Source organism: Mycolicibacterium pulveris, assembly GCF_010725725.1.
In the GTDB taxonomy this organism is placed as follows: Bacteria; Actinomycetota; Actinomycetes; order Mycobacteriales; family Mycobacteriaceae; genus Mycobacterium; species Mycobacterium pulveris.
Genome location: NZ_AP022599.1, coordinates 3,689,058 through 3,711,842, shown reverse-complemented (window position 1 = coordinate 3,711,842; position 22,785 = coordinate 3,689,058). Strand labels below are relative to the sequence as shown.

The 22,785-nt window shown below is 67.8% G+C and carries 22 protein-coding genes and 1 pseudogene; 6 read left to right on the top strand and 17 right to left on the bottom strand.

Features of this window, described 5'->3' with window-relative positions:
- Positions 1 to 22 precede the first annotated feature (22 nt).
- On the bottom strand, positions 23 to 583 hold the full coding sequence (locus tag G6N28_RS17995) for a cytokinin riboside 5'-monophosphate phosphoribohydrolase (protein WP_163902601.1): 561 nt from the start codon (positions 581 to 583) through the stop codon (positions 23 to 25).
- Between the two features lie 28 nt (positions 584 to 611).
- Between G6N28_RS17995 and G6N28_RS17990 the strand changes: the two genes are divergently transcribed.
- Positions 612 to 2,702, top strand: coding sequence for an ATP-binding protein (locus G6N28_RS17990; RefSeq protein WP_163902599.1), 2,091 nt, complete (start codon positions 612 to 614; stop codon positions 2,700 to 2,702).
- 58 nt (positions 2,703 to 2,760) lie between these two features.
- On the top strand, positions 2,761 to 3,063 hold the full coding sequence (locus G6N28_RS17985; RefSeq protein ID WP_163902597.1) for an ESX-1 secretion-associated protein: 303 nt from the start codon (positions 2,761 to 2,763) through the stop codon (positions 3,061 to 3,063).
- Between the two features lie 16 nt (positions 3,064 to 3,079).
- On the opposite strand, the gene G6N28_RS17980 is transcribed toward G6N28_RS17985, so the two are convergent.
- The 4 genes from G6N28_RS17980 to dapE all read right to left on the bottom strand — a co-directional run bounded on the left by G6N28_RS17980 (position 3,080) and on the right by dapE (position 7,626).
- Positions 3,080 to 3,685, bottom strand: a complete 606-nt coding sequence (locus G6N28_RS17980; RefSeq protein ID WP_163902595.1) for a hypothetical protein — start codon at positions 3,683 to 3,685, stop codon at positions 3,080 to 3,082.
- Positions 3,686 to 3,703: 18 nt separating this feature from the next.
- Entirely contained in the window at positions 3,704 to 4,822 is a 1,119-nt protein-coding gene (locus G6N28_RS17975; protein ID WP_163902593.1) for a hypothetical protein, read from the bottom strand.
- Between the two features lie 66 nt (positions 4,823 to 4,888).
- Entirely contained in the window at positions 4,889 to 6,481 is a 1,593-nt protein-coding gene (locus G6N28_RS17970; RefSeq protein WP_163902590.1) for an ABC-F family ATP-binding cassette domain-containing protein, read from the bottom strand.
- Positions 6,482 to 6,558: 77 nt separating this feature from the next.
- Positions 6,559 to 7,626 carry a succinyl-diaminopimelate desuccinylase gene (dapE, locus tag G6N28_RS17965; protein WP_163902588.1) on the bottom strand — a complete coding sequence of 356 codons (1,068 nt, stop codon included), beginning with the start codon at positions 7,624 to 7,626 and terminating at the stop codon, positions 6,559 to 6,561.
- Between the two features lie 121 nt (positions 7,627 to 7,747).
- Between dapE and dapD the strand changes: the two genes are divergently transcribed.
- Positions 7,748 to 8,692, top strand: coding sequence for a 2,3,4,5-tetrahydropyridine-2,6-dicarboxylate N-succinyltransferase (gene dapD / locus G6N28_RS17960; RefSeq protein WP_163902586.1), 945 nt, complete (start codon positions 7,748 to 7,750; stop codon positions 8,690 to 8,692).
- A gap of 85 nt (positions 8,693 to 8,777) precedes the next feature.
- Here dapD and G6N28_RS17955 read toward each other — a convergent pair.
- The 3 genes and pseudogenes from G6N28_RS17955 to G6N28_RS17945 form a co-directional block, all read right to left on the bottom strand.
- A pseudogene (locus tag G6N28_RS17955) lies at positions 8,778 to 9,319 on the bottom strand (M15 family metallopeptidase).
- Positions 9,320 to 9,399: 80 nt separating this feature from the next.
- Positions 9,400 to 9,750, bottom strand: coding sequence for a VOC family protein (locus G6N28_RS17950; protein ID WP_163902584.1), 351 nt, complete (start codon positions 9,748 to 9,750; stop codon positions 9,400 to 9,402).
- Positions 9,747 to 11,147 (bottom strand): acyl-CoA synthetase, encoded by a 1,401-nt coding sequence (locus tag G6N28_RS17945; RefSeq protein ID WP_163902582.1) that lies wholly within the window; start codon positions 11,145 to 11,147, stop codon positions 9,747 to 9,749. The genes G6N28_RS17950 and G6N28_RS17945 overlap by 4 nt, the downstream gene beginning before the upstream one ends.
- A 78-nt stretch (positions 11,148 to 11,225) precedes the next feature.
- On the opposite strand from G6N28_RS17945, the gene G6N28_RS17940 reads away from it, so the two are divergent.
- On the top strand, positions 11,226 to 11,705 hold the full coding sequence (locus G6N28_RS17940) for an NUDIX domain-containing protein (RefSeq protein WP_276001373.1): 480 nt from the start codon (positions 11,226 to 11,228) through the stop codon (positions 11,703 to 11,705).
- On the opposite strand, the gene G6N28_RS17935 is transcribed toward G6N28_RS17940, so the two are convergent.
- The 9 genes from G6N28_RS17935 to G6N28_RS17895 are packed head-to-tail and all read right to left on the bottom strand — an operon-like array spanning position 11,702 to position 21,487.
- The gene (locus tag G6N28_RS17935; protein ID WP_163902577.1) at positions 11,702 to 12,055 is read right to left on the bottom strand and encodes a hypothetical protein; all 354 of its coding nucleotides are present in this window, start codon (positions 12,053 to 12,055) and stop codon (positions 11,702 to 11,704) included. The genes G6N28_RS17940 and G6N28_RS17935 overlap by 4 nt on opposite strands.
- Before the next feature lie 32 nt (positions 12,056 to 12,087).
- Complete coding sequence (locus G6N28_RS17930; protein ID WP_163902575.1) at positions 12,088 to 13,569, bottom strand: MCE family protein; 1,482 nt, start codon at positions 13,567 to 13,569, stop codon at positions 12,088 to 12,090.
- A 1-nt stretch (position 13,570) separates the two neighbouring features.
- Positions 13,571 to 14,704, bottom strand: coding sequence for a virulence factor Mce family protein (locus G6N28_RS17925; RefSeq protein ID WP_163902572.1), 1,134 nt, complete (start codon positions 14,702 to 14,704; stop codon positions 13,571 to 13,573).
- Complete coding sequence (locus tag G6N28_RS17920; RefSeq protein WP_163902570.1) at positions 14,701 to 16,044, bottom strand: MCE family protein; 1,344 nt, start codon at positions 16,042 to 16,044, stop codon at positions 14,701 to 14,703. Before G6N28_RS17920 ends, G6N28_RS17925 begins: the two co-directional genes overlap by 4 nt.
- The gene (locus tag G6N28_RS17915; RefSeq protein WP_163902568.1) at positions 16,041 to 17,339 is read right to left on the bottom strand and encodes an MCE family protein; all 1,299 of its coding nucleotides are present in this window, start codon (positions 17,337 to 17,339) and stop codon (positions 16,041 to 16,043) included. Before G6N28_RS17915 ends, G6N28_RS17920 begins: the two co-directional genes overlap by 4 nt.
- Positions 17,336 to 18,364 (bottom strand): virulence factor Mce family protein, encoded by a 1,029-nt coding sequence (locus tag G6N28_RS17910; RefSeq protein ID WP_163902565.1) that lies wholly within the window; start codon positions 18,362 to 18,364, stop codon positions 17,336 to 17,338. Before G6N28_RS17910 ends, G6N28_RS17915 begins: the two co-directional genes overlap by 4 nt.
- Before the next feature lie 42 nt (positions 18,365 to 18,406).
- Complete coding sequence (locus tag G6N28_RS17905) at positions 18,407 to 19,861, bottom strand: MCE family protein (protein ID WP_163902563.1); 1,455 nt, start codon at positions 19,859 to 19,861, stop codon at positions 18,407 to 18,409.
- 4 nt (positions 19,862 to 19,865) lie between these two features.
- Positions 19,866 to 20,720: an ABC transporter permease gene (locus G6N28_RS17900; protein ID WP_163902561.1), complete on the bottom strand. Its 855-nt coding sequence runs from the start codon at positions 20,718 to 20,720 to the stop codon at positions 19,866 to 19,868.
- Positions 20,720 to 21,487: an MlaE family ABC transporter permease gene (locus G6N28_RS17895; protein WP_163902559.1), complete on the bottom strand. Its 768-nt coding sequence runs from the start codon at positions 21,485 to 21,487 to the stop codon at positions 20,720 to 20,722. The genes G6N28_RS17900 and G6N28_RS17895 overlap by 1 nt, the downstream gene beginning before the upstream one ends.
- Before the next feature lie 279 nt (positions 21,488 to 21,766).
- Between G6N28_RS17895 and G6N28_RS17890 the strand changes: the two genes are divergently transcribed.
- Both G6N28_RS17890 and G6N28_RS17885 read left to right on the top strand, forming a co-directional pair.
- Positions 21,767 to 22,291, top strand: a complete 525-nt coding sequence (locus G6N28_RS17890; RefSeq protein WP_163902557.1) for an Rv1363c family protein — start codon at positions 21,767 to 21,769, stop codon at positions 22,289 to 22,291.
- Positions 22,272 to 22,778: an Rv1363c family protein gene (locus G6N28_RS17885; RefSeq protein WP_163902555.1), complete on the top strand. Its 507-nt coding sequence runs from the start codon at positions 22,272 to 22,274 to the stop codon at positions 22,776 to 22,778. The genes G6N28_RS17890 and G6N28_RS17885 overlap by 20 nt, the downstream gene beginning before the upstream one ends.
- Positions 22,779 to 22,785 lie beyond the last annotated feature (7 nt).

Here is a 22,785-nt window from a genome sequence, read left to right as displayed (position 1 = left end):
CCCTAGCTACCGACGCCAACTTTCACCCGCGGGGTGCGCAGACCTCCAGCGCCACCTCGATGTCGTCGACGAGCACCAGGCGATCCATGGCCTGCTGGGCGACGTAACCCTTGTCGACCAGGCTGTACAGCCACGTGATCAAGCCGTCGTAGTGCCCGCCGGGATCCAGCATCACCACGGGTTTTTCATGCATACCCAAATAGCCCGCTGTCCAGGCCTCGAAGAACTCCTCGAGCGTGCCGATGCCGCCGGGCAGCGCGAGAAACGCGTCGGCGCGCGCCTCCATGACCTGTTTTCGCTGCCGCATGGTGTCGGTGACGATGAGCTCGTCGGCCTCGACGTCGGCCATCTCCCGGTGCACCAGCGCTTTGGGGATGACACCGACGGTGCAGCCGCCGCGCGCCCTGGCCGCGTTGGCCAGCGCGCCCATCGCCGAGATGTTTCCGCCGCCGGACACCAGGGTCCAGCCGCGCATGGCGATCGCCTCGCCGACGCGCGTGGCCAGGTCGAGCAGTTCTGGGTGCGTCGGCCCGGACGCGCAGTAGACACATACCGCCCATTCGCGGAAGGGTTCTGCGGACACGAAGACAAGCTGACCATATGATCCGGCCGTGCCAGTTGAGTGGGTCACCGCGGCGCCCGAACCGATACTGGACGCCATCTCCACCGGCGTTTCCGAGCGCGCAGGGGCGGTGTTGATCGGCCCGGCGGGGGTGGGCAAGACGACGCTGGCCCGCGCCGCCGTCGACCGGTTCGGCTCACGGTTCGGCCGGGTCGACTGGGTCACCGCGACGACGCCGATGGCCGCGGTGCCGTTCGCCGCGGTCAGCCACCTGATCGACATCCCCAGCGCCGGCAAGACCGCGGAGGTTCTGCGCACGGCCCGCGAAACCCTCGGCGACGGGCGGTTGTTGGTGGTCGACGACGCGCATCTGCTGGACCGGCTGTCGGCGGCGCTGATCTACCAGTTGGCGGTCAGCGGCACCGCCGCGTTGATCCTGACGATCGCACCGAACGGTGTTGTCGCCGAACAGATCTCGACGCTATGGGTTGACGGGCTGCTCGAGCGTGTCGTCATGCAGCCACCCGGGCACGACGACAGCCGGCTGGCCACCGTGGTCGACGACTTCGTGGGTTCGCTTCCGGAGTCGGGGCGGCGGGCGCTGCAGCTGTTGGCCGTGGACGACCCGCTGCCGTTGGCCTCGGTCACCGACCTGCTCGGCCCCGATGCCCTGTCCGAGGCGCGGTCCTGCGGCGCGGTCGTGGTGGACGGGCAGCTGGTGCGGCCGGCTCATCCGCTGTTCGTCGACGCGGTGCGTGACGCCTTGGGCGGGCCCGAGCTGCGCCGGTTGCGCACCGAGGTGTTCGACCGGCTGGTCGCCGCGGCCGACGACGGTGTGGTCGAGCGGTTGCGGCGCGCGGTGTTGGCGCTGGATTGCGACAGCCCGCAGCCGCCCGCCGACATCGTCGCCGCGGCCGAGGAGGCGCTGCGGCTCGGCGATCTGGGGTTGGCCGAACGGCTCGGCCGGGTCGCGCTGGCGCGTGCGCCCGATCTGCGCACCCGGCTGACGCTGGGCTACGCGCTGGCGTGGCAGGGCAGGGGCCGCGACGCCGACGCGGTGCTCGGCGCGGTGGATCCGTCGACGTTGTCGGAGACCGAATTGATGGCGTGGGCGTTGCCGCGCGCGGCCAACCAGTTCTGGATGCTGTCCGAACCCGAGCGGGCCACCGCGTTCCTGCAGGCGACGCGGAACCGGGTGAGCTCGCCGACGGCCAGGACCACGCTGGATGCGTTGTCGGCGACGTTCGCGATGAACGCGGGCAGTCCCGCTCGCGCCAAGCAGATCGCCGACGACGTGCTGTCCGCACCGGCCGCCGACGACACCGCGATCGGCTGGGCGGCGGCCGCCGGCGCGTTGAGCGCGGCGCGGATGGGACGCTTCGGCGAGGTCGACGCCCTGGCCGAGCGCGCGATCGCCGCCGGGCATCCGGGGCTGCTGCGGTTCACCAGCGGGTTCGGTCAGACCACCGCGCTGGTGCTCAGCGGTGCGCTGGATGAGGCGCGGGCGCTGGGGCAACAGCTCGCCGATTTCGCGCAGCTGCAGCAGCCGGGCCGCGCGATCGGCGAGGTGTTGGTCGCCGACGTGCTGATCGCCAAGGGCGACCTGGAGGAGGCGGTGCGGCTGTTGCGGCCGGCGGCCGCCGCGCTTGCACCGACCGGATACTCGTGGGGACCGCTGGCGTGGATGCTGCTCGCCCAGGCGCTCGGCCAGCTCGGCGCGACGATCGAAGCGGGAAAGGCGTTGGCGCGCGCGGAATCCCGGCACGGGTTGAAGTCCATGCTGTTCGCCCCCGAACTCGCGCTGGCGCGGGCCTGGACGATGTCGGCGCGCCGCGACCAGCACGGCGCGGTGGCCGCCGCGCGCGATGCGGTGCGCAGCGCCGAACGTGGCGGACAGTCAGCGGTGGCGCTGCGGGCGCTGCTCGACGCGGTACGGCTCGCCGACATCCGCGCCGTCGACGCCGTCGTTCGTGTCAGCGCCGAATGCGATTGCCCGGCAGGACAGTTGGTGTTGGCGCACGCGCGCGCGTTGGCCGGCCATGACTCGGCGGCGCTGGCCGAGGTGTCGCAGCGGTACGCCGCGATCGGAATGGCCCGCGCGGCCGCGGACGCATCGGCGCAGAGCAGGGCCCAGCGCTGAATTGGTGTGGGGGACCGTTCCGTCGCGGCCCTAGACTGCAAGGCGACGGAGGTATTCGATGAGCGACAACCTGCACGTACACCCCGACGGTGTGCGGTCCTACGCCGAGGTGCACGACCGGGTCGTGGCCGGGTTGTCGCAGTTGATGAACGCGGGCCCGTCGGAGGCGGCCGGTGTGCAGGCCATCCACGGCACGATCGGCTCGGCGGTGAGCACCGCGCTGTCCGGTGTGCTCGACGCCCGCCACGACAGCCTGCGGGCCGCCGCGGCCGCGGGCACCACCATCGCCGAACTACTCCGGGCGTCGGCCCAGCTGTACGAGCAGGGTGATCACGCGGGTGCGGAACGCCTGACCGACTGAATTCCGCGCCGAGCGGTTACAGCCGACGCGCGATGCCGTCGTCGCCGGAATCCACGACATCCGGCGGTGTCACCGGTGCAGGACCCGAGCCCGCTCGGCTCTCGTCGGGCGCGGCGACCTCGTCGTCCTCGTCGCGCGGTGGCGGCGGGGCACCTGTCCCCGGGTGCGGTGCGGCGGCGCCCGTCGCACCGACGGCACCCGAACCGGCCGTCGTCTGCGTTCCTGAGCCCTGGCCCGCCTGCATCGCCTGCTGCATCAGCGAGCCGAACATGCCGGTCTGCCCGCCGAGCGCCTGGGCGGGCGCGCCCGCCGACTGCCCCATCTGACCGGCCTGTTGGCCGAGCTGGCCGAGCATCCCGACGACCTGGCCCACCGACTGCGAGCCGGCCTCATCGGAGTTCGTATACGCCGCCTGCGCCGCCCCGACCTTGGCGGAGAACGTGTTCTCCTTGGCCGACAGCGCCGCCACGTTGGCGGCCAGCGAGGCGCTCAGCGTGGGCAGCACCGCCGAGATGGTCGAGCTCATCGCGTCCTGCCCCGCGGGAACCGTTGGTATCTGCGGCAATTCGACCGCCGCCGCGGCCCAACTGATGCCGTCGGGCTTTCTCAGCGGACTAGACATCGCGAATCTCCCCTGCCCTCACCAGTCGTCGTCGACGTCGTCTTCGTCGAGGTCGTGTTCCAGCGGCGCGGGCACCGACAATCCCGTCGTGGTGCCCCCGCTCGGTGCGCGCTGACCCATCATCGGCGCCATGCCGCCCATGCCGCCCGCCCCCGCCGCCATCGGGGCGACACCGCCCGCCACCGCGGACCCGGCCGCGGCTCCTTCCGCGGGCGCGGTGCTCACCGGCTTGCTGCCGACCAGGTTCGCCATCTGCGGGGTCTGCAACGGCACGCCGCCGGAGCCCGGCAACCCGGCCGCCCGCACCATGCCGGAGCCGCCGCCGGCACCGGAGCCGCCGGCCAGCGGATGGTTGGAGAACGACGAGAACGGCAGCCCTGCCGCGCCAAGCGCGTCGGCCTTGCCGCCCTGACCGAACAGCGACGTGAGCTGCTGCAACGGCTGCGAGAGCTGCTGGCCCATCTGCTGCGGCACCGCCATCAGCGACTGACCGATCTGCATGGGCAGTTGGGCCGCCATCGATCCCATCTGGCCGGCCATCTGCATCGCCTGCTGCGGTCCTTGGCCGGCCTGTTCGGCGGCCTCTTCCCCGCTGTCCTGGGCTTCCTTGCCGCCGGGTACCGGGGCGCCGACGAAGGGGATGCTGGGCGGCACCCCGAGCGTGTTGGCCAACTCGGTGGTATTCGTCGTCACGTTGGCGATGTTCTGCGACAGCCCCAGCTTGATCCGGCTCTGCACCAGCTGCTGGGCGTTGCCGAACGGCATCGCCGCGATCGCCTCGCACTCGTGCTGCACCTCTTGGGCGATCGTGTTGGCCAGCATCTTGGTCTTGATGACGGTGGCCTCCATCGCCCGCAGTTTGGCCGCGATCGCGGCGGCCTGCGCGGCATTTGCCTCATGACCGCCGATGATCGCGCTGGCCTCCCCCGCCGCGGCCAGCGACCCGGCGCCCTCCCAGCTGTCGGACAGCTGCATGAGCTGGCCCTGCTGCCGGGGCACCACGGTGCCGGTCAACTTCGCCGCCAGCGCTTCATAGGCCGCCGCGGCCGACGCCAGCACCTCTTCGTCGACGTTCGGCCAGCCGGGGCCCGTCACCGTCTGCGACCCGTAGGGGCTGACGTCGGGCATGATCCCCATGGTCGTCAAACCTACCGTGTCCGTGGTTGCTGGCGACCCGCTGAACTCCGCGCCGGTCAGCACGGTTCAGGCCGGCAGCCGCAGCCGCCGTTGCACCCCGATCTCGTCGAGGAATCGTTCGTCGTGGCTGACGACGACGAACGCGCCGCGGTAGGCGTTCAGCGCCGAGGACAGTTGCCCGACGCTGACCAGATCGAGGTTGTTGGTGGGCTCGTCGAGCAGCAGCAGGTGCGGTGCGGGTTCGCTGTAAAGCACGCAGGCCAGCGTGGCGCGCAGCCGCTCACCACCCGACAGCGCCCCGATCGGCAGGTGGATCCGGTCGCCGCGGAACAGGAACTGTGCGAGCACATGCCTGCGCCGGGTCTGCGAGAGGCCGGGCGCACAGAAGGCGAGGCTTTCGCCGACCGAGCGTTGCGGATTCAGCAGGTCCAGCCGCTGGGACAGGTAGGCCACCCGGCCGTCAGCGCGCCCAACGGTGCCGGCGTCGGGGGCCGCGGTGCCGTCGATGATCCGCAGCAGGGTGGATTTGCCTGCGCCGTTGGGTCCGGTGAGCGCGATCCGTTCGGGCCCGCGGATGCTCAGGTCGACGCTGGTGAACAGGGTGCGCCCGCCGCGACGCGCGGTCACGCCGTCGAGCGTCAGCAAGTTGCGGCCGGCGGGCACGTCGGTCTGCGGCAGGTCGAGCACGAGGGCGTGGTCGTCGCGCAGCCTGCGCTCGGCGTCGTCGAGCCGCGCCTTGGCGTCGCCGACCCGGGCGGAGTGCACGTCGTCAGCCTTGCCCGCCGACTCCTGGGCCCGCCGCTTCATCGCGCCCGCGACGATTCTGGGCAGCCCGGCATTCTTGACGTTGCGCGCCGCGGTCGAGGCCTTTCGCGCGGCACGTTCTCGGGCCAGCTGCATGTCGCGCTTCTCGCGTTCGAGCTGTTGTTCGGCGCTGCGCACGGCGTTCTCGGCGACCCGCTGCGCCTCCTGCACGGCGTGGGTGTACATCGTGAAATTGCCGCCGTACAACAGGATTTTGCCGCGGTGCAGCTCGGCGATGCGCTCCATCCGGTCCAGCAGCGTGCGGTCGTGACTGACCAGCAGCAGGCATCCGGTGAAGTCGTCGAGGGCGTCGTAGAGTCGGCGGCGCGCGTCGACGTCGAGGTTGTTGGTGGGCTCGTCGAGCAGCAGCACGTCGGGGCGCTTGAGCAGCTGAGCGGCCAGCCCGAGGGAGACCACCTCGCCGCCGGACAACGAACCGAGCGCGCGGCCCAGCTCGATGTGGCCCAGCCCCAACCGGTCGAGTTGGGCTTGGGTGCGCTCCTCCACGTCCCAGTCGTCGCCGATCGCGGCGAACACGTCGTCGCCGGCGTCGCCGTCGGCCAGGGCGTTCAGCGCGGCGATGATCGGCGCGACGCCGAGCACTTCGGCGACGGTGCGCTCCGCGACGAACGGCAGCGTCTGCGGCAGGTAGCCGATCGTGCCGTCGACAGTGACCGATCCGGTGGTGGGCTGGTACTCGCCGGTGACGAGCTTGAGCAGCGTGCTCTTGCCGGCACCGTTGGGCGCGACGAGGCCCGTGCGGCCGGGGCCGACGGTCACCGAAAGGTCATGAAACAGCGGCGTGTCGTCGTCCGGCCAGGCGAACGACACGTCGGAAAAGACGATGGAAGACATGGGGGTGAGCTCTCATGACAGAACGACTGAACACCGGGGTCGTCGTCTCACCGCATGCTTTCAGCGTAGGGGTGCGGTCAAGCGGTTAAATACCGCCGCAGCGTGTCGGTGGCGGCCGTGATGGCCGCGGTCTCCACCCGCTCGTCGGCGCGGTGCGCCAGGTTCGGGTCGCCGGGTCCGTAGTTGACCGCCGGGATGCCCAGCGCGGCGAACCGCGCGACGTCGGTCCACCCGTATTTGGCCCGCACCCGGCCGCCGGCAGCGGCCGCCAGTGCCGCGGCGGCCGGCTTGGTCAGGCCGGGCAGCGCGCCCGGCGCGGAGTCGGTCAGCTCGATGCGCACGTCGAGGCCGTCGAGCACCTCGTGCACGTGCCGCAGGGCCTGGTCGGGGGTGCGGTCGGGCGCGAAACGGAAGTTGATCGTCACCGACGCGGCGTCGGGAATGACGTTGCCCGCGATGCCGCCGTCGATGCCGACCGCCGACAGCCCTTCGCGGTAGACGCAGCCGTCGATGTCGACGCTGCGGGCCTGATAGTCCTTGAGTCGCGCCAGTACGTCACCGAGTTTGTGAATCGCGTTGTCGCCCAGCCAGGATCGTGCGGAATGCGCGCGGGTTCCCGACGCGGTGACGATCACGCGTAGCGTGCCCTGGCAGCCGGCCTCGATGTATCCGCCCGACGGTTCGCCGAGGATGGCGACGTCGGCGGCCAGCCAGTCGGGCAGTTCGCGTTCGATACGGCCCAATCCGTTTGCGCTCGCTTCGATTTCCTCGCAGTCATACATCACCAGCGTGATGTCGTGTCGCGGCGCGGCGACCGTCGCGGCCAGATGCAGAAAGACCGCGTCCCCCGATTTCATGTCGGAGGTGCCGCACCCGTAGAGATACGGGCCCTCGAGCCGGCTGGGCAGGTTGCCGGCGATGGGCACGGTGTCGGTGTGGCCGGCCAGCAGCACGCGCGACGGCATGCCGTGGTGTGTGCGCGCCAGCACCGCGTTGCCGCTGCGGATGATCTCGAAGCCGCTGGTCTGCTCGCGCAACGCGGTCTCGATTTCGTCGGCGATGCGCTGCTCGTCGCGCGATTCGCTGGGAATGTCCACCAGTGCCGCGGTCAGCGCGATCGGATCGGCGTGCAAGTCCAGGCCCACGTTGGTTGAGGCTAGTCGGTCACGTCGGCGGCCCCCCGGCGAGCAGACGCGTGGACCCCCATTTTCCGCCGTTTCGGGGGGTGTTCACGTCTGCTCGCCGGAGAACGTAGCCTCTACGAACGTGACTGCTGCTTCTGGCGTCGGCCTTGCGACCATCGCCGCCGACGGATCCGTCCTCGACACCTGGTTCCCGTCCCCTGAACTCAGCGGGAACGGCCCGTCCGGCACCACCCGGCTCTCGGCGGCCGAGGTCCCCGAGGAACTGGGTGTGCTCACCGGCCGCGACGACGACCGCGGCGTCGAGATGGTCGCCGTGCGCACCGTCATCGCGTCGCTGGACGACGACGCGACCGATGCGTATGACGTGTACCTGCGGCTGCACCTGCTGTCCCATCGGCTGGTGGCCCCGCACGGCCTCAACGCGGGCGGCTTCTTCGGCCTGTTGACCAACGTGGTGTGGACCAACCACGGCCCGTGCGCGGTCGAGGGGTTCGAGACCGTACGGGCCCGGTTGCGCCGGCGCGGCCCGGTGACCGTCTACGGCGTCGACAAGTTCCCGCGGATGGTCGACTACGTGTTGCCGTCGGGGGTGCGGGTGGCCGACGCCGACCGGGTGCGGCTGGGCGCCCATCTCGCGTCGGGCACCACGGTCATGCACGAGGGCTTCGTCAACTTCAACGCGGGCACGCTGGGCAACTCGATGGTGGAGGGCCGGATCTCGGCGGGCGTGGTGGTCGGCGACGGCTCCGACGTCGGCGGTGGCGCGTCGATCATGGGCACGCTGTCCGGCGGCGGCACCGAGGTGATCTCGGTGGGCGAGCGGTGTCTGCTCGGCGCCAATGCGGGCCTTGGTATTTCGTTGGGCGACGACTGCGTGGTCGAGGCGGGACTGTATGTCACCGCGGGCACCAAGGTGCAGACCGGCGACGGCCAGACCGTCAAGGCGCGTGAACTGTCGGGCGCCAACAACCTGTTGTTCCGGCGCAATTCACTGTCGGGCGCCGTCGAGGTGGTCAAGCGTGACGGCAGCGGCATCACGCTGAACGAAGCCCTGCACCAGAACTAAACGCGTTGGTCACCCTTTTGCGCGAGCGTGCGTGTCTGAGGGCGACACGCCGAGCAAATGCGCGAGTTTGCGCACGCTCGCGGCGTTAGCTCGCCGCGTTCGGCTTCAACGGCGGACAGCGGCCGTCGACCGCCGCGAGTTCGAAGTGCCATATCTCGTTGGCGAATACCTGACACAGCCCGAACCGAGAGCCGTTGCGGATCAACCACATATCGGCCCCACGGGCGCGATGTCCACGGCCTCACCGGTGACATGCTTCGAAACCTCCACGGGCGCGACGAATTCGCTGGCGGCCTCGACGCTGCCGTGCTGCTGTACACCCATGTCGAAGAGCCGCTGCTGAAAGCCTGTCGTTCGCCAGCCTGAGGTGATCCGCATGTCGATACCGTCGTCCGCGGCGGCATCCGCGGCGTCCTGAACCGCCTTGAGCAACGCCGGATCCAACCATCCCACAATGGGATTGGACACGTCGAAGGGGGAAAGCGTCACACCCGCCGGCAGCCAGCCGCCCACCGTGTCCGTTGCCGCGTCACCGATACGCAACGGCTCGACGGGAACCGTGGGTTGCGGCGGCGGTGACGGCGCGGACCCGCACGCACACAGTGACAACGCCACCGCGGCTGCCAGGGTGACGAGCGTGCGTAAACTCCGGGTTTTGATCGGCGTGTCGCCCTCAGACACGCACGCTCGCGGAGAAAAGGCGCGGGTCAATCTTCGGCGGCCAGGATGCAGAACTCGTTGCCTTCCGGGTCGGCCAGCACGACCCAGCTGGAATCGCCCTGGCCGATGTCGACGCGCCGGGCGCCCAGGCCGATCACCCGCCGCACCTCGGCCTGTTGGTCGTCGGGCCGGAAGTCGAAGTGGATGCGGTTCTTGACCACTTTGGCGTCGGGCGTCGCCAGAAACAACCAGTTCGGCCCGGCGCCGGCGGGGGCGCGCAGCACCACGTCGCCGTCCGCGTCGACGTCGTGAGGCCAACCGAGCACCTCCGACCACCATCGGCCCAACATGGTGGCGTCGTGAGCGTCGATGCAGATCTCGTCGAACTTCAAAGTCACTGTACCAGCTCCTTTTTCAGCACCTTGCCCATGGCGTTGCGCGGCAGTGCGTCAACCAGCCGCACCTCACGTGGTCGCTTGTGCACCGAAAGTTGCTGCGCCACAAACTCGATCAGCGCCGAAGGTTCGGCGTCGCCGACGACAAACGCCACGATGCGCTGACCGAGGTCGTCGTCGGGAACTCCGACAACCGCGGCCTCGCGCACGCCGGGATGTCCGAGCAGCGCGGTCTCGATCTCGGCCGCGCCGACCCGAAACCCACCGGTCTTGATCAGGTCGACGGATTCCCGGCCGACGATGCGGTGCATACCGCCGGCGTCGATCACCGCGACATCGCCGGTTCGGTACCAACCGTCCGCGTCGAACGCCTCGGCGGTGGCGTCCGGCCGGTTGAGGTAGCCGTCGAACAGGGTCGGTCCCCGAACCTGCAGTCGCCCAATGGTTTCGCCGTCGTGCGGAACCTCCGCACCGTCCTCGTCGACAAGGCGGGTCTCGATCCCTGTCAACGGCAGACCGACCCAGCCGGGGCGACGCTCGCCGCCGACCCGGGTGCTCACCGTGATCAGCGACTCCGTGGCGCCGTACCGTTCGATCGCGCGGTGCCCGGTGACGGCGACCAGCTTGTCGAACACCGGAACCGGCAGCGGCGCACTACCCGACACCAGCAGCCGCGCCGACGCCAGCGCGCTCGCCGCGGCGCGGTCGGAGGCCACCCGCGACCACACCGTCGGCACACCGAAGTACAACGAACCACCCGCGGCGGCGTAGGCCTCCGGCGTCGGTTTCCCGGTGTGCACGAATCGACTACCGACCCGCAGCGAGCCCAGCAGCCCCAGCACCAGCCCGTGCACGTGATACAGCGGCAGGCCGTGCACCAGCGTGTCATCAGCAGTCCAGTGCCAGGCCTCGGCGAGCGCGTCGATGTCGGCGGCCACGGCGCGCCTGCTCACGATCACGCCCTTGGGCGGCCCGGTGGTGCCCGAGGTGTAGATGATCAGCGCGGGCGCCTCGGCGGGCGGTTCGGCGTAGCGGTGCCACGACCGCGCGTGCACCCGCACCGGCACGTGCTGCAGCCCCTCGTCGTCGGCGGGCTTCTCCCCCAGCCACGCCTGCGCGCCGGAGTCGGCCAGGATGTGCCTGCGCTCGGCGGCGCCGACATCGGCGGGCACCGGGACGACGGGCACCCCGGCGATCAGGCAGCCGGTGACCGCCAGGACGGTGGACACGGTCGGCGTGGCGAGCACCGCGACGCGGGTCGCGCCGGCGACCCGCTCGGCCACCGAGGTCGCCGCCCCCACCAGATCGCTGCGGCTCAACGCGGCTCCGTCGATGCGGACGGCATCGCCGATGTCCGCGCCGGCGGCGACGGCCGCGGGGTTCAGCGAGGTGAGCAACACGTGCGTGAGGATACTGGGCGCGTGACTTCCATCCAGACGATCGCGACGCGTGAGGTGTACCGCAACAACTGGTTGACGATGCGCGAGGACGCGATCCGCCACCCGGACGGCAGCCCCGGCATCTACGCCGTCATCGACAAACCGTCGTATGCGCTGGTCATGGCATGCGACGGCGACCGTTTCCACCTCGTTGAGCAGTTCCGGTATCCACTGGGCCTGCGGCGCTGGGAATTTCCCCAAGGTACGGCGCCCGGCGGTGACGACCTCGATCCCGCCGAACTCGCCGCGCTCGAACTCCGCCAGGAAACGGGGCTGCGAGCGTCCCACATGGAGGTGCTCGGCCGGCTCGACGTGGCCCCGGGCATGAGCAGCCAACGCGGCTGGGTGTTTCTGGCGACGGGGATCACCGAAGGCGAACACGAACGCGAGCACGAAGAGCAGGACATGCACAGCGAGTGGTTCTCGCGCGCCGAGGTGGAGCGGATGATCCGTGCCGGAGAGATCACCGACGCCCAGTCGGTTGCGGCGTGGACGTTGTTGTTGCTCGCCGGACGCTAGCGGGCCCGGTGCGCGCCCGCCCGGCGGACTACCGGACTGCACCGTGCGACCATTCGCGGAGCCGGCCGATCGGATCCCGCGGCTACGCGGATGCGTGCGGCGAGGCGACCCAGTTTCGGCTCCTCGTCGGTACCGCGGTAACCACGCAACCATGCCTGCACGGCCTGCGCCAGGTGATCCGGCAGTTCCGCGCCGAAGCGGGCATGATGATCGAGCAGGGTGGCGATTGCGCTCTGGAGTTCTCCGGCACCGATCTTCACGCATACCAGGGCGAACCTGTCGGCGGTCACGAACGCGGCCGCCGAGTCCGCCAGAGCCCAGGCAAGGGACAATTCGTCGGCTCGATGCATGGCAATGCTCCTCATCACTTCGTTCAGCCCCGTCACGGCCCGGGCGGCACCAGCATCGACTGCCAGGTCCGGTCCGTCGCCGGGGCGACCAGGTTGGATTGCGTGTACACGCGACCGTCCGGCCCCACGTACGCGCCGGTGAGGGGGTCGAATTCGGCAAAAGCCATTGACGGCGGGTGTTCTCCAAGTTCTGCGGCCGGTCCCGCGCCAGCCTCTCCGGTCGGCGCGGTCTGGCCCGGACGCAATTGCGGAACGTCCAGCCCCGACAGTGTCGCGTTCGGGTCGCCTTTCCAGTTGTAGCCGTCGTTGAGCGGCACGTATTCTTCGTCGCTCTTGCACATCGCGGCGGTGGGGGCCCGCTTACCCGGCTTGGTGACGCACGGCGTATTGCGGACGCCGCGGACGTTGAACGGAGAGTCCTGCGGCACACGACAATACAGGTCGCCTTCGGGCCGGTCGGGATAGTCCTCGAAGACCGGTGAACGCTGTTGGCTCGGCGGGAGGTAGCCGGTCAGGCATGGAGGCGGCACGTTGAGGTTCAGGTCGAAGGTGACGAATGGGCCCTTGTACGCAGTGGTCAACCCCATGTCGGGGACCAGCGAGCTACCCAAAATCGCGACAGCATGGGGGTATAGCACAAGCAACTGTTCGAGGCTGGCGTTATAGGTGACGGCGAGGTCGGCGACGCCAGTCAGGTTCGCGAGCATGATGGGCAACGACGGATGCAGCCGGTCGAGGAGCTGTTTGACTTCACCCGCCGTCGAGGGCATGTCCATGAAGATGCCTCGCACGGCGCTGTCCTGCTGTTCGACCTGACGGGTGATGTCGGCGATGTTGGCCGCCCAGCTAGCGATGGAATCCGATGTCTCGCTTTGGGTGTCGAGTACGGGCTTGGCGTAGTCGATTAGGTTGGTGAGCTCGCCGAGATTCTTGTCGGCGTCGATGGACAGCCTCGTCGAGCCCTTGACCAACCGGGACAGCTCAGGCCCGAGACCACCTACGGCTGCCGCTCCTTCGTCGATGGCGACCTTCAGATTGTCGCCTGGGATCGCCCGCAGGCCACGGTTCGTGGCGTCGAGCAGTTCGTTGATGCTGGGCGGCACCGACGTCCGGTCGACGGGGATGACATCACCGTTGCTCAACGTGGCTGTGTCGGTAGCGCCGGGCCGCGGAATGAGGTCGACGTACTGCTCGCCGATCGCGGACCTACTGTGCACCTCCGCGGTCAGATCCGAGGGCACCGCGACCTTCGAGTCGAGCGACAGTAAGGCCTCGATTCCGCCGTCGGTCATTCGCACATCGACGACCCGCCCGATCTCCTGCCCGCGGTAGGTCACGTTGCCGCTCTTGTAGAGGCCGCCGGTCGCCGGTAGCTGCACGACCACCTCATAGCGTCCGATGCCGAAAAGCAGGCTGGGCAGACCGATATAGCCGATGCTCATGACCGCGCCGGCGAGCACTGAGACCACACCGAACAACAGCAGCTGCAATCTGATCCGTCGCGTCAGCCTCATGTCAGCGGCCCTGGTCGAAGTGGTAGGGCGCCGTCAACGGGTTGCCGTTGGTATAGGGGCTAGGGTACTGGCCGATGGTCCGGCCCCACTGCAGCTCCCACTCGGTGAGGGTGCCCTCGAAGCGAGTGCCGGTGAAAAAGCCTGCGTCGATGCGGCTCAGCGTGAGGTCGAAGATCCCGGTGAGGTTGGCGTAGTCGCCCCGGAAGAAATTGCCGACGTTCTCCTTGACGAACGGAAACGTCGTCAAGAAGCTCAGCGAGCGCACCATGGCCGGCCCGGCGTTGGCCAGCGATTCGAGAACGGGTCCGAGTTCATTGAGCTCGGCGATCAGGTTTTCCTTGGTCTGGGTCACCGCGTCGGTGGTCAGCGCGCTGAGCTCACCGACCTTGTCCAGCGCGGTGGCGAGGTTTTCGCGGTGCTCCGATAGCACCGCCAACGCCTGCGGAATCGTCTCGAACGCCCTGTCCACCACCGGCTTCTGCGCGGCGATCTGCCCGGCCAACCGGTTGACGCTCTCGGTGGCGCCGATGATGTCCTGCTTCTGTTCGTTGACCCGGGAAATGAAGACGCCGAGTTGCTCGATCAGGCTCCGTAGATCCTTCTCGCGCCCCGCAAAGGCGGTGCTCAATGCTGTTGTGATGTCCTGGATCTGACCGATACCGCCCCCGTTGAGCAACAGCGAGAGGCTGGCGAGGGTTTGTTCGGTAGAGGGATAAGCAGAACCCGAGGCCAACGGGATCAGCGATCCGTCGTGGAGTCTGCCTTGCGGCGCGACGATTTGCGGTGGTACCAGTTCGACGTGCAATGTGCCCAGCAGGCTGGTCTGGCCGATGCTCGCGGTCGTGTTGGCGGGCAGCACGACGTCGCCGTTGATCGTCATCGTCAGCAACGCGTTCCAGCCTTGGCGTTCGATGTCGGTCACGGTTCCGACGTTGATGTCGCCGACGCGGACCCTCGAGTTCCGCTGGATGTTGCCGACATCGGGCAGCTGCGCCTGAATGGTGTAGGAGCCGGGCCCGCCGCCTTCGGTGCCGGGCAGCGGCATCGAGTTGGCGCCCCTCCAGCCGCATCCCGCGGCAGCGAGGACGACGGCGACCACGGCGGCGGTGACCGCCCGCAGTTGACGCGGGTTCACGGTGCCACCCCCGTCGGGAGCATCATGTCGCGAAGGTCCGACGGTCCTGGTAGGGGGTTCTCGGCGGAAAGCAGTGGCGGGTCGACGGCCAGCGGCGCGTGCGGGGGTGCATTGGCGCCCGGGGTTTCGACCGACGCCTCGTGCGGCGATGCGTGCTCTGGCGACGGCGGGATGTAATCGGGGCGCAGCCAATCCTCGCTGTAGGTGATCTCGTTGGGGCGGGCGTACGCGCCGACGACTGGGTTGACACCAAGCGGTGGAAAGTTGATCTGCCGGTTCTTCACGATCGGGGCCAGGTACTGCACGCACAGCTTCGCCGACTGTTCCGCATTGAGCCGGGAGGCTGCTTGAATTGCGCCGCAGAGGAATTGAATTGGGTTGGCGAAGTTGTTCAGGCTGAACGCGCCGGCGAAGCCACCGATAGCCGGCGGGTAGATATTGACGAAGTTCGACAATCCGGTCGGCGCTACGTGTAGCGTTTGCTCGAGATCGTCGAGGCTCTGGCGCAGCGCGCCACTGATCGACGCGAGCTTATCCGCGGTCACGCCGACCGGCTCCCGATTCTCCGCGACGAAGTCGGACACTTTCTCGGCCACCGCGTCGATGTCAGCCAGGGCCTGACCGATCTCGTTCGGGTGGTTACTGATCAGCGCCGTGGTCGCGGCGAGGTTCTGGTTGAGCCGGCGCATCAGATCCCTGCTGTCCTGCAGCGCCGACACCACCAGTGACAGGTCGTTGACGGTGCCGAAGATGTCGCCACTATGGTCGCCAAGCGCCGAGAACGCCTGCGAGAGCTTGAGGACGGTGTGATGAATGTTGGCCCCCTCACCGCGTAGGTTGTCCGCGGCGGTGTTGACGAAGGCGCCCAGTGTGCTGACGGCACCGGGTTCGGTGGGCTGTAATGCCGCGGCGAGCTTCGACAGCTGCTCGCGAAGGTCGTCCCACTCCACCGGCACCGCCGTTCGGTCCCTCGGGATCACCGACTGGTCGGCCAGCACCGGCCCCCCGGTGTACGCCGGCACCAGCTGAATCGCGCGCGCCGAGACCAGCGACGGTGACAGGATCACCGCCTTCGCGTCGGCGGGAACCCGGATTCCGTGGTCGATCTTGAAGGTGATCTTCACCTGCTGCGGCTGGGCCTCGATGGTGTCGATCTCCCCGACTCGCACCCCGAGTATGCGGACGTCGTCACCGATGTAGATGCCGTTGGCATTGGCGAAATAAGCGGTGACCCTGATCTTCTGCGCCTCGTTTGCCAACGGAATCGCGACGACGAGGCCGGCGATGACGGTCAGCACCAACACCGCCGCCAGGCCGATCGTAAACGTACGTCTGGTCATGGTTGCCCCTCGGATGCTGGTGCCTCGCCGGGCGCGGGCAGAAAGACCGGGCCGTGGGTCGGCGGGGGTTGCGGTCCGCCCGGAGCTGCGGGCGGCCCCGGCGGCGGGCCACCTGGCGGCGGGGCGGGCAGCGGCTCACGGTGGGGATACCGCGGATCACCCGGCTTGCCGGTGATGGCGTCGGGCAGCGTCAAGTGCGGCTCGCCGCCCTGCCCGGTACGCGGATACGGCACCGGCAGCGCCGGGGTCGCGCGTTGCCCCTCCGGCGGATCGGTCAGCTGCGACGGCGCCAGGACGTTCGGATCCAGACCCAGGTCGGAGAACGCTGCGTCGATGAACGGCTGGATGAATTGACCGGGCGGCAGGTTGACGATGAACCCCTTGAAATACGGTCCGGAGGAGACGGATTCGCCCAGCGACATCGCATAGCCGTTGAGACGCTTGACCGCGTCCTGAAGCTTGACTTTGCGGTTGTCGACGACAGTGAGCACGTCGTTGAGCTTGTCTAAAGCCGGTTTGAACGAAGCGCGGTTCTCTTCGATGAAGTCGCGGAGTTCTCGACTGATCGCAGAGATGTTGCCCGAGATGCGGTCGAGTGCGCTGCTCTGCGTTCTCAGTTGGGCCAGCAGTACGTTCGTGTCGGCGATCAAGCCGGCGATCTGCTCGGTGCGTTCGGACAGCACACCGGTTACCTTGCTGACGTTCGACAGCAGCGAACGCAGCTGCTGATCACGTTCGGCGAGCGTGTCGGCAAACCGTGAAACCCCCTGCACCGCAGCCCGTAGGTCCGGTGGGGTGTCTGAGAACGTCTCGGCCAGGGTGGCCAGGGACGCAGACAGCTCTTCGGTGTCGAGACCGCTGATCGTCGTCGACAAATCGCCGAGCGCATCAGCCAGCTGGTAGGGAGAACTCGTGCGCTCGAGCGGGATCGGTTCGGATTGACGACCGCCACCTCGCGGGGTGACTTCAATGAACTTGGCACCGAGGACAGTCTTGGTTTTGATGGCGGCCTCCGTCCGCTCACCCACCTGTACGTCCTTGTCGACATCGAACCGGACGAAGACCCGGTCGCCGTCCAGCGCGATGCTGGCCACTTGGCCCACCCGGAGTCCAGCCACCTCCACGGGCGAATCCGGACGCAGACCCGCCGCATCGGCGAAATACGCGGAGTACTCACGGGTTCCGACGATCAATGGCAACCGGTCGTAGTTGAGGGTACCTAATACGGCCGCGGCGGTGAGCACGGATCCGGTGATGCCGACAAGCAGGGGGTTACGTTCAGTCAGTGGCCTCATTTCGGGGTACACCTGCCTGAAGACTGACCAGCCGCCTTTATATAGACCGGTTGCCCGCCTTTGCCGTTGACCTTGATGATGGCCTCACACACGTAGAAGGCGAACCAGTCGCCGTAGAGTCCCTGACGGCCGAGGATGCGGTACGCGTCGGGAAGCGTATTGAGCAGATCGTCGAAATAGTCACGCTCCTCGAGCACCAGACCGGCGGTCCGATCGGCTTCGGTGACGACTTTTCGCACCGGTGATCGTGAACGCGCCAGCAGATCGGCTACCGATCCGGCGGCGGCGTCGGCGTGAGCCACTGAGGTGCCGATGTCGTTCTTGCGCGCCGCAAGTGATTTGGTGAGCGCTGCGATCGAGTCGAGCGCCTGACCGAATTCCGTGCTGTGCCGGCTCAGTGCGCCCAGCACGATATCGAGGTTTTCGATGACCTCTCCGATCAACTCGTCGCGATCGGCCAGCGTGTTGGTCAACGCGGCCGTCTGAGTGAGCAGCGAGCCTATCGCCTGGCCCTGGCCCTGGAAGGCCTGAATCAGTTGCGATGACAGCGCGTTGACCTGGTCGGGGTCCAGCGCCCGAAACAGTGGCCGGAAACCCCCGATCAGGGTGTCCAGGTCCAGCGCAGGTTCCGTGCGCGACGACGGGATAGTGGCGCCGGGCGCGAGCGGTGCACCGACACCTTCGCCTTTTTCCAGGGCCAGATAGCGGTCACCGTAGAGATTGTCGAACCGGATGACTGCCCGACTGGTGTCGGTGAGCGCCACGGTGTCGTCGACGTTGAACTCGACGGCCACGGTGGCGTCCGGGCGGATGGCGATGTGCCCGACCTTGCCGACCTCGACGCCGGCGATCCGCACGAAATCACCACCTTTGAGGCCGCCCACGTTGGTGAACTCCGCGATGTAGCTGCGTTTGGGTTCGAACCGCAACTGCGCGAAGACCGCGATCAGCACGAAAAGGCCCATCAGGCAGACGGACACGAAGATCGCGAGACGCCAGATGACGGTGGTGAGACGGTCTTTCATCATGTCCCCTTTGACAGCTGGTTCAGGCGGTTGTTGTCCGGATCAGGACGGCGGACTCAGCGAGGCCACCGATGGACCGGGTATCGGCGGCGGTGGCGTCGGCCGGGTGTGCGCCGGAACCGGCGCGACGAACGGTTCAGACCCGGGTCTGACCCCCGGTTCGCGCGGCGCCCCCGGGGGCGGTGCAGGCGGCAGACCCGGATAGAGCGGCGTGCCGTCGGGTGCGTATTGCGGTGCACCGTACGGCGGGCCACCCGGGTACGGGAGCGGCGCCGGGGCGGGCCCGTCGAGGTTCCGGATGCTCGGCGGTTCCGGCGCGGCACGGGTGACTGGGAAGTAGTTGGCCCAGCCGGGGAACCCGATGCCGGGATTGACCCGGATGTCGTCGCCGACGCCCCAGCCGGTGTTGGTGACAAGTTGGCGCACCGGGAATTTCTTGCTGGGATCGGGCAGCGATCCGCAGCCCGGTTTGCCGCCGGGACCGCCCTTCGCGCCGACGACCGGCAGATGGCGGGGATACCGGTAGTTGTCCTGGCCCCAGGTCAGCCCGGCATCGAGGATGATCGAATAGCCGTTGCCACCTACGGCTTGCGCGCCGCCGTTGTCGATGAACCACTTCGCACCGACCAGCAGGCACGTCAACGACGGGTTGTACTTGAACAGCAGCGCGCTGGTCGGTGCGAGCGCGGTGACGGTGCGCACGAGGTCGTCCTTGCTGTACCCCAGGAGGCTGGTTCCGCTGTCGCTGAGTCCGATCACGTTGATCAGCAAGGTATCCAACGCAAGCGCTTGATCGCTCACCGTGACCGCGGTGGTGCTGAAAGAACTCACCGCGTTGAGGATGTCCACGGCCGCGGCGCCGAAGGCATCGCTGAACTCAGACAACGACCGAAAGTCTGCACGCACCCTCTCACTGCGCGGATTGAGGGCGAGCAGTACCTCGTTCGCGGCGCTGGTGGCCTGGCCGACGGCGTCGCCCTGACCCCTCACGCCCTCGGCGAGCGCCGACAGCAGCGAGTTCAGCTTCGCCGGGTCCACCATGTCGAGAAGGTCGACGAGGTTCTGGAACACCGTGTTGATCTCGGCGGTGACGTTGCGCGAGCGCAGCACCTGCCCCGCTCTGAGCCGCTGCGGGGCGGGATCGTCCGGATAGATCAGCCGGACGTATTTGGCCCCGAACGCCGTTGTCGCGGTGATCTCGGCACCCACGTTGGCCGGAATGTACTGGATGAACTTGGGATCGATCTCCAGTTGCAGTGTCGCATCGCCGTCGACGTCGACCCGCGCGACACGCCCCACCTGCATCCCGTGCAGTTTGACCTTGCCGCCCGGTTCCATGATCAAACCTGCGCGATCCGAGGTCAGGGTGACCGGGATCGAGCTGCGGAACCACCCACCGAAAAGTGCTGCGGTGGTGAAGCTTATCGCCACCACGGCGATCAGGAGGACGCCGGTGTACCACGCAGGACCGATACGCGAATCGTCGTCGAGTGTCACTGGGCTACCCGGAGAGGTTGAAGTTGCCCGACTGTCCGTACACGGACAGCGAGATGACAAGGGTCACGAACACCACCACGATCAGCGAGGCGCGCACCGCCCGGCCGACGGCTTCTCCGACGCCGGCGGGCCCGCCCGCCGCGGTGAACCCGTAGTAGGTGTGGATCACCATGACGGTGATCGCCATCGCCATCGCCTGCACGAAGGACCAGATGAGATCCACCGGGTTGAGGAAGGTGGTGAAGTAGTGGTCGTAGACACCGGTCGACTGCCCGTAGATCGCGGTGGTGCCCACCCGCGCGGCGATGAAGGACATCAGCACGGCAACGCAGTACAGCGGGATCACCACGATCATTCCGGCCAGCAGTCGGGTGGACGCCAGGTAGGCGATTGCGCGAACACCCATCACCTCGAGGGCGTCGATCTCCTCGGCGATGCGCATGGCGCCGAGTTGGGCGGTGGCACCGGCGCCGATCGTTGCGGCCAGCCCGATTCCCGTTGTCAGCGGCCCGATGATGCGGACGTTCAGATAGGCGGACGTGAACCCGGTCAACGCCTCGACGCCGACTCCGGCCAGCGTGTTGTATCCCTGCACCGCGATCAGCGCACCGGCCGACAGGGTGAGAAACCCCACGATCACGATCGTCCCACCGACGACCGCGAGCGCGCCCGCACCGAGACTCATTTGCGCGATCTGACAAGCGATCTCGGTCCGGTAGTGCACCACCGCGTCACCGATCGACCTGACCGTCTTCACATAGAACCGGGTCTGCACCCCGATGCGGTCCCATCCGGCGACGAAGTCGTCGGTGGCACGTCGCATCCGAGGCATCAGGGTACTGGGCCGGCTGCTGGTCATCACATCGTCGCCTTCACGCCGACGGCGGTCACGATCACGTTGATGACGAATAGCGCCATGAACGAGAAGACCACCGTCTCGTTGACCGCGGTACCCACTCCCGCCGGTCCGCCACCGACGGATATCCCCTTGTAACAACCGATCAGCGCGGCCACGAGGCCGAACAGCGCCGCCTTGGTCAGCGAGATCACGATTTCGGCGAGCCCGGTGAACAGGGTCATACTGCCGACGAAGGCCCCCGGCGTGACGTTCTGGACGAACACGGAGAAGAAGAACCCGCCGACGACACCGACGACGGCGACAACGGAGTTGAGCAGCAACGCCACGACCACGGTCGCCAACACCCGCGGCACCACCAAGGCCTGCAGCGGATTTATCCCCATCACGCGCATCGCGTCGAGTTCCTCGCGAATGGTGCGTGCGCCGAGGTCCGCGCACATCGCTGTGGCCGCCGCACCTGCGACCACGAGAACCGTTACCAGAGGGCCGATTTGGGTGACCGCTCCGAACGCGGCACCCGCACCCGAGTAATCCGCCGCACCGAACTCGACAAGAAGAATGTTGAAGATGAATACCGACAGCACGGTGAACGGGATCGACAACATGATCGTGGGCATGATGGAGACCCGGGCCACGAACCACATTTGAAAGATCCATTCCCGCCACGCGAATGGCGGCTTCGGGATCAGGGCCAGGGTGTCGACGGCGGTGGCGAAGAACCCGCCCACCGATCGCATCGGCCTGGTTATCACGTCGACGGTGGTCATCACCTGCTCCTCCCGGCTTCAGCAACCTTCATTCGCCGCAGGGGCGCAAGCCTCTTCATCGTGGAGCGAGTCCATCACCGCCGCTCCCGACGGACAATACCGGTAGTTTCATATGGTGAAGTCTCCCGATATTCGCAGTTCATTTGGGCTTCTGGGCGGTCGGGCGGGCGGTCGTTGCACCATATGAAGATCTGCGGGCTTGATCAGAACGCGGAACATACCGGATGGTCGGGTTGAAGTGTCAGCAAACTATAATGGCAGGCGTAACGGGATACCAGCGTGAGGCGACGATCGATGTATCGGGCGGGGCCGCTCGGCTCCGGGCCACACCCGCAGGCGCGGGCCCTGGCGTTCGGGCTCGGCCTCCTCGCTGCGTTGACTGCGCTGTTCTGCTGGTTCGGAGTTCAAGATTTCGAGATCGCCCGAGAACACAAGCAGCGGGACCGGTTCCTCGCGGCCGGGCGGGACGGCGTGCTACGACTGACCACGATCAGCGACACCGACGTGGAAGCGAAGGTCGAGCAGATCCTCGACACGTCAACAGGCGAGTTCCACGAGGACTTTCAGCAGCGGTCGGCGTGGTTCATCGACACGGTCAAGCGTTCCAAGTCGAAAACCGTTGGTACGGTTCTAGAGGTCGGCCTGGAAACCGTCGACACCGACCGTGCCGAGGTGCTGGTCGCGGTTTCGGTCAAGACATCGCTCACCGGCACGCAGGCGCCGGCGCGACTGTGGCGCATGCGAATCAGTCTTCAGGACGTGAACGGGGAAGCCAAGGTGTCCGATGTGGAATTCATTCCGTAAACGACATGCACCGGCGCGGCTCCTGGTCTTCGTCCTCATCCCCGGTGTGGCGCTCTTGCTGACCGTTGGCGTCGGTTACCTGAAGTGGCGAACCGTTGAGGCACGCGCGGCACTCACCGCCAGCACGGAGTCGGTACAGGCGGCGAGCGAGACCACAGTCGCGTTGTTGTCCTACCGGCCGGACACGGTCGAGGAGACCCTCGTCGCGGTCCGCGACCGGCTCACCGGTGGGTTCCGGGATGTATTCACGTCGCTGACCGCCGACACGGTGATTCCCGGGGCGCGCCAGAAGCAGATCATCTCCTCGGCGACGGTGCCCGCGGCCGCGTCGATTGAAGCGACCGACAAGCACGCGGTGGTGCTCGTGTTCGTGGACCAGACCACCATCGTCGGCACCGACCCTCCGACGCAGACTACGTCCACGGTGAAGGTCACGTTGGACAAGATCGGCAAACAGTGGCTGGTCTCCGATTTCACCCCACTGTGACGAGGAC